The sequence below is a fragment of the Streptomyces sp. SAS_281 genome, assembly GCF_052542855.1.
On record NZ_JBMNDO010000180.1, the window covers coordinates 1 to 11,541 of the forward strand.

Sequence of the window (11,541 nt, forward strand, 5' to 3'; positions counted from 1 at the left end):
GACGACGATCTGCTGCGGGCGGGCTTCACCGTCAAGGGTTGACCCGTCGGGGGGAAAGCGGTCGGCCCGGTCCTCAGGGGCCCGGCCGGCCGCTCCCGCGCAGCCGTTCCAGGTCCGAGGCGCGGACCTGGATGACGAACAGCGCGATCAGCGCGGCGGCGACGGCGAAGGCCGCTGCGGCCAGGAACGCGGTGGAGACGCCCGATGCCAGGACCTGGTCGCCCCAGGGACTGGGGAGCTGCCCGGTTTTGCGGAACCGGGCGAGCTGCGCCGGTGTCGCCTCGGCCATGAACTTGGGGACCTGGTCGGTCGCCTCGTTGCGGCTCGCCGTACCGAAGACCGTGACCAGGATGGACAGGCCGAGCGATCCGCCCACCTGCTGCGTGGTGTTGAGGATTCCGGAGGCCGCGCCCGACTCGTGCGGCTCGACGCCGGACAGGGCCATCAGCGTCAGCGAGACGAACTGCAGGCCCATGCCGAGCCCGAACACCAGGATCGGGCCCAGCAGGCTGCCCAGGTACGAACTGTGGACGTCGGTCTGCGTGAGCCAGCCGAGCCCGCCCGCGGCAAGGACCGCGCCCGTCACCATGAAGGGCTTGGGTCCGAACCGCGGCAGCAGCTTCGAGGTGAATCCGGCGCCGATCGCGATGATGACGCTGACCGGCAGGAAGGCGAGGCCCGTGCGCAGCGGGCTGAAGCCCAGGATGTTCTGCACGAACAGGGTCAGGAAGAAGAACATCCCGAACATCGCCGCGGCGAGGCTCAGCATGATCCCGTAGGTGCCGGCCCGGTTGCGGTCGCGGAACATCCACAAGGGGGTGATCGGCTGCCGGGACCGGCTCTCGACGACGATGAACAGGCCGAGCAGCACGACGGCCGCGGCGAACGCGAGGAGCGTCAGGGTGTCGCTCCAGCCCTCCTCGGAGGCCCGGATGAATCCGTAGACGAGGGACACCATGCCCACCGTCGCGGTGAGGGCGCCGAGGACGTCGAAGTGACCCGGGTGGCGCTCGGACTCCTGGATGTAGCGGCGGGTCGCGAGCACGATCAGCGCGCCGATGGGCACGTTGACGAAGAAGATCCACCGCCAGTCCAGCCACTCCACCAGCACACCGCCCGCGAGCAGACCGATGGCGCTGCCGCCCGCGGAGACGGCCGCGAACACGCCGAAGGCCCTGTTGCGTGCGGGGCCCTCGTGGAAGGTGGTCGTGATCAGGGCGAGGGCGGTCGGGGATGCGATCGCGCCGCCGACGCCCTGGAGGGAGCGGGCGGCGAGCAGTTGCCAGGATTCCTGCGCGAGGCCGCCGAGCAGCGAGGCGACGACGAAGAGGGCGACGCCGGTCATGAAGACCCGGCGTCGCCCGAGGATGTCGCCGATGCGGCCGCCGAGGAGCAGCAGGCCGCCGAAGGTGAGGGTGTAGGCGTTGATCACCCAGGACAGGTTCTCGGTGGAGAAACCGAGGGATGTCTGGATGTGGGGCAGGGCGATGTTCACGATGGTGATGTCCAGGACCACCATCAGTTGGCACGAGCAGATGACCAGCAGGGCTATGGTGCCGCCGCGGTCCCTCCGGGGGGTTGCGGTGGCTTGCGGGGGTGTTGCGCGGGAGCCGGTCATGGGTTCGTTGCCGCTGGTGCGGTGGGGTGAACGCAGTCGTTCACCCCACCGACGTTAGACCTGGGCAGGGTTCGTCGCGAATCGATCTCCGGGGGGGGCGCCTGTGGCGGGCCTTTTCCCCTACCCGCCCCTTCCCGGAGCCGGGGCTCCGCCCCGGAACCCGCTCCTCGGACGCCGGAGGGACTGGAGATGCGGGGTGGAGGGCTTGCGTGATCTCTGGGCGGCGGCTGGTCGCGCTCTCTCATTCGAATGCCGCCGCCGCCTCCTGCAAAGCCCGGGCCACCGCCTCAGCGGAGTCCGGGCCCGGGTCGCCCGGGGTGTAGGTCACCGAGCGCAGGCGGCCCTGGAAGGGGAAGGACCGGTGGCGTTCGAAGAGGGGCCAGGAGACGGGGGACTTGCGGTCCACGCCGATGCTGACGCCTTGGAAGGGGGCCATGCCGATGAGCTGGTGGACGCTGGGCGGGGTGGCCCGGGTCTCACCGTCGGCCTCGATCCGGAAGCTCCATCGCAGGCCGCCCACGGCGGTGGCGACGAGCCGCACCGTGTGCCCGCCCGGTGCGAGCGGGCCCGCGTCCGTCTCGTGGAGCACGCCGTACTCGTTGTACGCGAAGTGCAGACGGCCGTCCTCCACGTACAGGCTGTAGCCGCCGCCCTGGTCGCCGTGCGAGACGAGGACGCCCTCGCCCGTTTCGTCGATCGCGACGGTGACCTCGAAGGAGCGCAGGGAGACCAGCCGGGACGAACGGTAGCGCTCCAGTTCGGGGGTCCCGGGCAGCAGGGTGAGGGGGCGTGACAGGCGGCTTTCGGCGGGGTTGCGGCGGGCCAGGGCGCCGCTGCCGTCGGGGAGCGGGAAGACGCCGTTGCGCCAGGCGGCCTTCTCCCAGGCCGCCGAGAGTTCCTTGACCAGACCGGGGTCTTCGGCGGCCAGGTCGTGGATCTCGGTCGGGTCGGTCCTGATGTCGTACAGGGCCCACTCGGAGTCGTCGTAGGGCGCGCCGGGGCGGTGCAGGGTGACGAGCTTGCGGCCGTCGCGGTAGTAGCTGCGGTTGCCGGTCATCTCGCAGTACTGCTCCGGGTGGGTGGAGAGGTGTTCCGGGTCGGCGAGTACGGGGGCGAAGGTGACGCCGTCCGGTTCCTGGAGCGGCACCCCGCGCCGGCGCTCAGGCCGTTCCAGGCCGGCGAGTTCGAGGAGGGTCGGGGCGACATCGGTGACGTACTGGTACTGCGGGCGCGTGCCCGGGGTGAGCCGGCCGTCGCGGGCGCCCTTCGGCCAGGACAGGACGAAGGGGACGCGCACCCCGCCCGCGTACGTGTGGCCCTTGTAGAGCCGGAACGGGGTGTTGGACGCCATGCCCCAGCCACGCGGGTAGTGCACCAGGCTGCGCGGTCCGCCGATCAGCCCGGGGTCGCGGTCGACGTCGGGGGTCCAGTCCTCGGGGAGGGCGGGGTGGTGGACGAAGCGGCTGAAGTAGGAGCGGGTGCCTTCGGCGCCGCCCTCGCCGGTGCCTCCGTTGTCGGAGGTGAAGACGATGACGGTGTTGTCGAGTTCGCCGAGCGCTTCGAGGGTGGCGGTGAGCCGGCCGAGATTCTGGTCGATGTTGTCGACCAGTGCCGCGTACACCTCCATGTAGCGTGCGTACAGGCGCTGTTGCTCCTCGGTGAGGCTGTCCCAGGGAGGTACGTCGAGCCCGGCCTCACTGTTGCGTCCGGGGAGTGCGGTGCCGGGCGGGAAGAGGCCGTCGGCGATCTGGGCGGCGAAGCGGCGTTCGCGCAGCGCGTCCCAGCCCTCGTCGTAGCGGCCCCGGTGGCGGGCGATGTCCTCCTCCTTGGCCTGGAGCGGGCCGTGGACGGCGTTGTGCGCGAGGTAGAGGAAGAACGGTTTGTCGGGGTCGTGGGCGCGCAGCGACTTCACCATGGAGATGGCCTGGTCGGTGATGTCGTCGGTGTAGTAGTAGTCGTCGGGGAACTCGTTGATGTCCAGCGGGCTGTTGTCGCGGACCAGTTGGTGCGGGTGGAAGAGACTGGTGAGCCCTTCCAGGACGCCGTAGTACTGGTCGAATCCCTTGCGCAGCGGCCAGTTCTCGCGGTCGTCGGCGGCGTTGGACGCGGAGTCGCGGACCAGGTGCCATTTGCCGACGGCGTAGGTGGCGTAGCCCGAGTCGTGGAGGAGCTCGGCGAGGGTGGGGATGTCGTCGGCGATCTCCATTCCGTAACCGGGGAAGCCGGGGTCGGAGTTGGCGACCATGGCGTAGCCGACGCGGTGCGGGTTGAGGCCGGTGAGCAGGGCGGCGCGGGCCGGGGAGCACAGCGGCATGGTGTGGTAGTTGCTGAGTCGTACGCCGTCCTCGGCGAGGGTGTCCAGTACGGGAGTGGGGATCTCGGAGCCGAAGGGGCCGATGTCGCTGTAGCCCATGTCGTCCACGAGCACGACGACGATGTTCGGGGCCTTCTCCCCCGGGGTCCGGCGCGCAGGCCAGGCCGGCTGGGAAGCGGCGAAGGTGCGGCCGACGCGACCGGGGAAGCCGTCGTAGGGGTCGCGGCGGGTGCTGGTGGTCATGGGCTGGGGACTCCGTCTCGGGTCGGGGCGGGCTGCTGGAGGGCGCGGTCGGTCATGCGAGGGCTCCCGCCCTCTCGGCGCGCCCCGCGCGTGCCGCCGGGGGTACGGGTTCGGGCGCGGCGGCGAGCAGGGCGCGGGTGTACGGGTCGCGGGGGTGCTCGCACACCTCGTCGGCGGTGCCGGTCTCCACGACCCGGCCCCGGTGCATGACGGCGATACGGTGGCTGATCTGCCGGACGACCGCGAGGTCGTGGGCGATGAGGACGAGGGAGAGCCCCAGGTCGCGCTGGAGGTCTGTGAGCAGGCCGGTGATCTGGGCCTGGACGGACACGTCGAGCGCGGAGACGGGTTCGTCGCAGATGAGGACGGACGGTGCGGGGGCGAGTGCGCGGGCGATGCCGACGCGCTGGCGCTGGCCGCCGGAGAAGGAGCGCGGATGGCGTCCGGCCGCGGCGGGGTCCAGGCCCGCCAGCTCCAGGAGCTCCGCCACCCGCTCCCGGCGCGCCTCCCGGTCGCCGATGCCGAACGCGACGAGGGGTTCGGCGACGATCTCGCCCACGGTCATGCGCGGGTTGAGCGAGGCGTAGGGGTCCTGGAACACCATCTGGACCTGGCGGCGCACCGCGTGCAGCGCCCGGCGCGAGGGCCGGGTGATGTCCTCGCCGCGCAGCCGCAGGGTGCCGCCGTCGGCGGTGTGGGCGTGGGCGAGGACCCGGGCGAGGGTGGACTTCCCGGAGCCGGACTCGCCGACGATGCCCAGCGTCTCGCCCTTCCTGAGCGTCAGCGACACCCCGTCGAGCGCGGGCACACCGCGTCGCCGGGCGCCGCGTCCCCCGTACGTCTTGGTGAGGCCGTCCGCCTCCAGGACGACCGCGCCGGGCGCGGGGCGGTCGATGCGGACGGGCGGGGCCGGGGCGGGCAGGGGTTCGGTGCGTCGGGCGGCGGGGAGGCACGCGACCCGTACGCCGTCGGCCACCCGCGCGAGCGGCGGGGTCTGCGTGCGGCAGCGGTCCTCGGCCAGGGTGCAGCGGTCGGCGAAGGCGCAGCCGTCCCCGAGGAGCGTGAGGTCGGGCGGGCTGCCGGGGATGCCGGTGAGCCGGGTCCCGGACGGGGTGGCCAGACGCGGCACGGCGGCCAGGAGTCCGGCGGTGTACGGGTGTCGGGGGCGGGTGAGCACCTCGGCGGTGGGCCCGTCCTCGACCACGGTGCCGCCGTACATGACGAGGACCCGTTCGCAGGCGCGGGCGACGACGCCCATGTTGTGGGTGATGAGGACGAGGGCGGTGCCGGTCTCGCGGTTGAGGTCGCCGAGCAGAGTGAGGATCTGGTCCTGGACGGTGGCGTCGAGTGCGGTGGTCGGCTCGTCGGCGAGGAGGACGTCGGGTTCGCCGGCGAGGGCCATGGCGATGAGGACGCGCTGGCGCTGGCCGCCGGAGAACTGGTGCGGGTAGTCGTCGGCGCGGCGGTGCGGGTCGGGGATGCCGACCCGGTCCAGGAGTTCGACGGTGCGGGCGCGGCGGGCGGCCTTGTCCGGGTTGCCGTGGGCGCGCAGGGCCTCGTCGATATGGCGGCCGGCGGTGAGGACGGGGTTGAGGGCGGTCATCGGGTCCTGGAAGACCATGCCGATGCGGGCGCCGCGCACCGCGCGCAGTTCCGCCTCGTCGGCGGCGGCCAGGTCGCGGCCGTCCAGCCGGACCGTGCCGGTGGTGATGCGGCCGGTGCCGGGCAGCATGCGGTTCAGGGCGAGCGCGGTGGTGGACTTGCCGGACCCCGACTCGCCGACGAGGGCCAGGGTCTCGCCCCGGCGCAGGGTGAAGGAGACGCCACGCACGGCGCGCAGCGGTGAACCGTCGGGTGCGTTGAACTCGACGCCGAGGTCGCGGACGTCCAGCAGTTCGGGGGCGGTCATCGGCGTATCTCCCGGTTGAGCGCCTCGGCGATGAGCGAGAGTCCGAGGACGAGCGCGGTCACGGTGATCAGGGGTCCCGCGGCGAAGTGCGGGGACTGGGCGAGGTAGGGCATGGACTGGCTGAGCACGGCGCCGAGGGTGGGTTCGGGCGGCCGGACGCCGACGCCGAGGAAGCTCATCGCGCCCTCGATGAAGACGGCGACGGTCAGCGAGACGGCGAACTGCACGACGAGCGGGTCGGCCGCGTTGGGCAGGATGTGCCGGACCAGCACCCGGCGGCCCGAACCGCCGCCGACCCGGGCGGCGGTGACGTACTCGCGTTCCCGCTGCACGAGGACGCCGCTCCGCAGCAGCCGCCCGAAGACCGGCACCTCGGCGAGGGCGATGACGAGCACGACGGGGATGCGTCCGGGGCCGAGGATCGCGGTGACGGCGAGCGCCAGGATCAGCCCGGGGAACGCGAGGAGCAGGTCGAAGACGCGCTGGACGACGGTGTCGGCGACGGGGTGGGCGGCGGCGGCCAGGGCGAGCAGGCAGCCGAGCACGGCGCCGGCGGGCACCGCGATCGTGATGATGGTGAGGTCGGTGCGGATGCCGTACAGCACCCGGCTGAGCAGGTCGCGCCCGAGGTCGTCGGTGCCCAGGAGGTGTCCGGGCGTCCCTGGTCCCGCGAGGCTCTGGCCGCTCTGGTCGGTGGGTCCGTGCCCGGCGAGCAGCGGTGCGAGGAGTCCGGCGAGGACCACGGCGCCGACGAGGACGAGGCCGGTGCGGGCGCGGGCGGTGGACAGGGCGGTGCGGTAGGGATGGCGGGGGCGGGCCGTGGCGCGCGGCCCGCGGACGGCCGGGGGCGGCGCGGTGGTGAGGAGGTCGGTTGTCTGGGTCATCAGGGTCACTCCCACCTGATCCGGGGGTCGAGCCAGGCGTACACGAGGTCGGTGAGCAGCTGGACGAGGACGAATACGGCGACCAGGAGCAGCAGCAGGTCCTGGACGACCGGGTAGTCGCGACGCTGGAGGCCCTGTTCGGCGAGCTGTCCGAGGCCGGGCCAGGCGAAGATCGCCTCGACCAGGACGGCCCCGCCGAGCAGGTTCCCGACTTGCATGCCGAGCAGGGTGACGACGGGCGGCAGGGCGTTGGGCAGGGTGTGGCGCCACAGGAGGCGGCGCGGGGCGATCCCGGCGGCGGTGGCGGTGCGGATGCAGTCCTCGGCCAGGCCGCGTTCGATGCCGTCCTTGAGGTAGCGGCCGAGCACGGCGGCACTCGGCAGGGCCAGGCAGAGCGCCGGCAGCACGAGATACTGGGCGGCGAGGTCCGGGGCGGTCAGGAAGGCGACCCGGCCGCCGGGCGGCAGTACGGGGAGCGCCACGGCGAAGACCAGGACGAGCAGGACGCCGCTGACGAACGGGGGGACGGCCAGGGCGGCGGTGGTGATCACGCGCACGGCCGCGGTCAGCCACCGGTTGCGCGAGGTGGCCCCGAGGACGCCGAAGGCGGTCCCGAGCACGATCACGAACAGCAGCGCGGCGAGGGTGAGTTCGGTGGTGGCGCCGAGCCCGTCGCCGATGAGGTCGGCGGTCTGCCCGCCGATCGCGTACGAGGGTCCGAGGTCGCCCTTCAGGAGCGAGCCGGTCCAGTGGGCGTACTGGGAGAGCAGGGGTGCGTCGAGGCCGAGCCGTTCGCGGATGGCGGCGACGGTCGCCGCGTCCGCGTCGGGTCCGGCGAGCGCGGTGGCGGGGTCGCCGGGGACCAGCCTGAGGATGGTGAAGATCAGGAAGGAGGCGGCGGCCAGGACGAGGAGGGCGGACGGCAGCCGCCGGATCAGGTAGCTGCGCATGTCACACCAGGTAGGCGTTGTCGAGGTCGAGGTAGGAGAACTTGTTGAGCGTGACGCCGTGCAGCCGGGCGGCGGAGACCTGGATCTGTCCGCGTACGACGAGGTCGATGAGGAACGCCTCGTCCAGGAGGATGGAGGAGATCCTCTGGTGCAGGGCGTTGGCGGCAGCCGTGCCGGTCTCCGGCTCGGTCCAGGCTTCCCGTACGACCTCGGTGTAGGCGGCGGAGCGGTACCTGGAGGTGTTCTTCGCCTCGTTGAAGGGGTACGCGCTGACGGCGAGGGTGGAGGGCTGCACCTGGGCGAATCCGTGGCCGAGGGACCACAGGGCCGGCATGCCCTGCGAGATCAGCTTCTTCTGTGCGGTGGCCCCGTCGGTCGGCTGGAGCGTGACGTGGACGCCGACCTGCTTGAGGTCGTACTGGATGGACTCGGCGATGGCCGTCTCGCCGGGCAGTGCGATGTGCAGCATGGGGAGGTCGAGCCGGGTGTGCCCCGCGGACTTCAGGAGTTCCCGGGCCTTCGCGGGGTCGTGGGTGTAGTGGGTGCGGTCGGCCTCGCTGAAGGCGGGTGAGGACTTGGGCCAGGGCGCGGCGGAGGCGAGGCCGTACCCGCCGAGAGTCTGGGCGACGAGCCGGTCCCGGTCGACGGCCCAGGCGAGCGCCTGGCGGACGGTGCGGTCGGTCAGTGGGGCGACGGTGGTGTTGACGCCGAGGTAGACGGCGCCGGCGCCGGTGTCGTAGTCGCTGATGGTGAGCCCGTGGTCGGCCTTGACGACGCCGAGGCTCTTGCCCGGCACGTCGAAGGAGAGCTGGGACTGGCCCGAGCGCAGGGACGAGATCAGCGCGTCGGCCTGGGCGATGACCCGCAGTTCGACCCCGTCGAGGTAGGGGCGGCCGGGCTTCCAGTACGAGTCGTTGCGGGTGAGGCTCAGACCTGAGCCGGGGCTCCACTTCTTGAGCCTGAACGGGCCGGTCCCGATGAGCTTCTTACCGGCGACGGCGTCCTCGACGCTCTCCGAGTCCGTGATGATCATGAACTCGAACAGGTCGAAGAGGTTGTTGACCGGGTGCGCGAGCGTGAGCACCAGTTCGTGGTCGCCGCGCTTCTCGAACCCGGTGATGGTGGCCGCCGTGCTGCGCAACTGAGCCGCGCGCAAGGGGTTCTGAAGGTTCTTCACCGCGAAGATCACATCGTCGGCGGTGAACGGGCGGCCGTTGTGGAAGGTGACGTCGTCGCGCAGCCGGAGCGTGATGCTCCGCCCGTCCTCGGCGTACGTCCAGGAGGTGGCGAGTTCGGGTTTGGGGTGGAGGCGGTCGTCGTAGCGGGTGAGGGTGTTGTAGATGAGGCGTTGCTGGAGGGACTGGCCGCTCTGCGCGAACAGCAGGGCGGGCGTGAAGTCGGCGTTCACGGCGACGTTCAGCACACCGCCGCGCCGGGGTGCGGCGCTCGCGCCCTGCGGGACGGACGAGGTGTCCGACACGGCCGAGCGGCAGCCCGCGAGGCCCAGTCCGAGGAGCAGGGCGCCGCCGCCCGCGGCGCGCAGCGTGGAGCGCCGGGACGGTCCGGAGGGCGTGCGGGGGTACAGCTCGGTCATCGATGCCTGCCTGTGACGGTGGGAAAAGGGAAGGGAGGAGCGCGCGGCGGAGGACGTACGCGTATGCGTTCCGCTGCGGAGGGAATCGGGCGCAGGGGATGCGCCGTGCGAAAGGCGCACCGAGCCGGAGCCGTTGTGGCGGCCTGACGGAATCGGCGCGGGTAGACGTGAAGAGCTCCCGCGACGCACGGAAGCGGGGAAAGCCGAAAGGAGAGGGAACTCCCGGGTCTCAGCGGGTTGTTGTCACCCGTGAGAGGTCAGCGGGGCGGGGCCATCGGCCGCACCGCCGCGGTCCGGGTCAGCGGCGGACGGCACAGACCGCGCTGGCCTGTCGACAGAGGTCGACGTGCCTGCGGGAGACGAGGCGCTTGTCCGGGTTCACGGGAGCAATATGACAGCGGCCTCGCCGGACGGTCAACCGGCGTTGTCCGCATCCTGGTACGGAGCGTCCGGACCCTCCCGGTGGCCGGCTGCGGAGGGCGGGCGCCGCAACGTTACGGCGGCGTGAATTCGCGCGAGGCCGTCGACCGGCCCGGCGGCGGCGCCCGCGCGCCGCTGTGTCGTACGGGTGAACGCGCAGGTCAGGAACGGTACTTCGGGGCCCGGAAGAGGTGCCCGGCGGGGCTGTGCGGGCACCGGGTGACCAACTGCCGCGCCCCCGCCGGGGCCTCGGCGGGCGCTTGACGCACTCGGCGGGACGCTGCGAGTCTCCGGGACATGTTCGCGACGGCAGTCACCGATGCGCGGCCCGCCCGCGCCGGCCGCCCCGCTCTTCGGCCCGGGTGTCCGGGCCGCTGTACCGCCGCCTGACCTCACCGGCGTACCCACCACCCCGCTCGCTCCACGGAGCCGGCCACCTCGCGCATCGTCGCTCCGGCAGTGCTCCGTCCCCGCCCGTGGGCGCGTCGCGCCCCGGTCAGTCCCGCTCCACCATCCATCGGCTCGCCGTCGGCCACGCCCTGCGCCCGGCCGCGGCGTGCACGTTCTCGAAGGGAATCCCATGTCCTCCACCACCACCGCCCCCGCCGTCACCGTCCAGCAGCTGGGCGGCCGTATCGGCGCGGTCATCTCGGGTGTACGGCTCGGTGGCGACCTCGACCCGGAGACGCTCGCCACCGTCCGGGCCGCGCTCCTCGCCCACAAGGTCGTCTTCTTCCGCGAGCAGGACCACCTCGACGAGGACAGCCACGAGGCGTTCGGCCGGCTGCTCGGCACGCCCGTCGCCCATCCGACCGTGCCGTCCGCCGACGGCCGGTACTCGCTCGGCATCGACTCCGACCACGGCGGCCGGGCCAACCAGTGGCACACCGACGTCACCTTCGTCCCCGCCTACCCGGCCTTCTCCATCCTGCGGGCCGTCGTGATCCCTCCCTACGGCGGCAACACCCTGTGGTCCAACACGGCCGCCGCCTACGCGGAGCTGCCCGAGCAGCTGCGCACCCTGGCGGACGGTCTGCGGGCCGTCCACTCCAACGACTACGACTACGCGGCGGTGCGGCCCGACGCCCTGCCCGAGGCGCTGGAGCAGTACCGCGAGGTGTTCACGTCGACCAAGTTCCTCACCGAGCACCCGGTGGTCCGCGTGCACCCCGAGACCGGCGAACGCGTCCTGCTCCTCGGCAACTTCGTGCAGCGGATCAGCGGCCTGACCGGGCGCGACTCGCGGGCCCTGGTCGACCTGTTCCAGTCGCACGTCGAGCGCCCGGAGAACACCGTGCGCTGGGACTGGCAGGTGGGCGACGTCGCGATCTGGGACAACCGGGCCACCCAGCACTACGGCGTGGACGACTCCGACACCCACGAGCGCAAGCTCCGCCGCGTCACCATCGACGGTGACGTCCCGGTCGGCGTCGACGGCCGTTCCTCCACCCTGATCAGCCCCGAGGCGGTGCCGGACCCGTCCTTCGGGATCGCGTCCGGCGCGTCCACCGCCGCGGCGACGGCTGCCTGAGGGACCGGGAGCACCCCGCACGCGGAGTGAGCAGGGGGAACGTCGGGTGGAGCCACCCAACGTTCCCCCCTCCCCACC

8 protein-coding genes are annotated in these 11,541 nt (G+C 72.4%); 1 reads left to right on the plus strand and 7 read right to left on the minus strand.

Annotation, left to right across the window (positions count from 1 at the left end; genetic code table 11):
* Positions 1-73: 73 nt before the first annotated feature.
* From ACN6LM_RS36215 to ACN6LM_RS36245, 7 genes are all read right to left on the minus strand, one after another.
* Positions 74-1,618: an MFS transporter gene (locus tag ACN6LM_RS36215; protein WP_445069675.1), complete on the minus strand. Its 1,545-nt coding sequence runs from the start codon at positions 1,616-1,618 to the stop codon at positions 74-76.
* 241 nt (positions 1,619-1,859) lie between these two features.
* A complete protein-coding gene (locus ACN6LM_RS36220; protein ID WP_445069676.1) occupies positions 1,860-4,175 on the minus strand; it encodes an arylsulfatase in 2,316 nt (771 codons plus the stop codon).
* A 52-nt stretch (positions 4,176-4,227) separates the two neighbouring features.
* Positions 4,228-6,084 (minus strand): ABC transporter ATP-binding protein, encoded by a 1,857-nt coding sequence (locus ACN6LM_RS36225; RefSeq protein WP_445069677.1) that lies wholly within the window; start codon positions 6,082-6,084, stop codon positions 4,228-4,230.
* Positions 6,081-6,968: an ABC transporter permease gene (locus ACN6LM_RS36230; RefSeq protein WP_445069678.1), complete on the minus strand. Its 888-nt coding sequence runs from the start codon at positions 6,966-6,968 to the stop codon at positions 6,081-6,083. Before ACN6LM_RS36230 ends, ACN6LM_RS36225 begins: the two co-directional genes overlap by 4 nt.
* A gap of 5 nt (positions 6,969-6,973) precedes the next feature.
* A complete protein-coding gene (locus tag ACN6LM_RS36235) occupies positions 6,974-7,918 on the minus strand; it encodes an ABC transporter permease (protein ID WP_445069679.1) in 945 nt (314 codons plus the stop codon).
* A 1-nt stretch (position 7,919) separates the two neighbouring features.
* A complete protein-coding gene (locus tag ACN6LM_RS36240; RefSeq protein ID WP_445069680.1) occupies positions 7,920-9,512 on the minus strand; it encodes an ABC transporter substrate-binding protein in 1,593 nt (530 codons plus the stop codon).
* Between the two features lie 298 nt (positions 9,513-9,810).
* Positions 9,811-9,894 carry a putative leader peptide gene (locus ACN6LM_RS36245; protein ID WP_361031313.1) on the minus strand — a complete coding sequence of 28 codons (84 nt, stop codon included), beginning with the start codon at positions 9,892-9,894 and terminating at the stop codon, positions 9,811-9,813.
* A gap of 618 nt (positions 9,895-10,512) precedes the next feature.
* Here ACN6LM_RS36245 and ACN6LM_RS36250 point away from each other — a divergent pair.
* Positions 10,513-11,463, plus strand: coding sequence for a TauD/TfdA dioxygenase family protein (locus tag ACN6LM_RS36250; protein WP_445069681.1), 951 nt, complete (start codon positions 10,513-10,515; stop codon positions 11,461-11,463).
* Positions 11,464-11,541 lie beyond the last annotated feature (78 nt).

Excerpts from the sequence above, each read along its gene's own strand:
- ACN6LM_RS36215 (WP_445069675.1), bottom strand. The coding sequence starts at position 1,618 with ATGACCGGCTCCCGCGCAACACCCCCGCAAGCCACCGCAACCCCCCGG.
- ACN6LM_RS36220 (WP_445069676.1), bottom strand. The coding sequence starts at position 4,175 with ATGACCACCAGCACCCGCCGCGACCCCTACGACGGCTTCCCCGGTCGC.
- ACN6LM_RS36225 (WP_445069677.1), bottom strand. The coding sequence starts at position 6,084 with ATGACCGCCCCCGAACTGCTGGACGTCCGCGACCTCGGCGTCGAGTTC.
- ACN6LM_RS36230 (WP_445069678.1), bottom strand. The coding sequence starts at position 6,968 with ATGACCCAGACAACCGACCTCCTCACCACCGCGCCGCCCCCGGCCGTC.
- ACN6LM_RS36235 (WP_445069679.1), bottom strand. The coding sequence starts at position 7,918 with ATGCGCAGCTACCTGATCCGGCGGCTGCCGTCCGCCCTCCTCGTCCTG.
- ACN6LM_RS36240 (WP_445069680.1), bottom strand. The coding sequence starts at position 9,512 with ATGACCGAGCTGTACCCCCGCACGCCCTCCGGACCGTCCCGGCGCTCC.
- ACN6LM_RS36250 (WP_445069681.1), top strand. The coding sequence starts at position 10,513 with ATGTCCTCCACCACCACCGCCCCCGCCGTCACCGTCCAGCAGCTGGGC.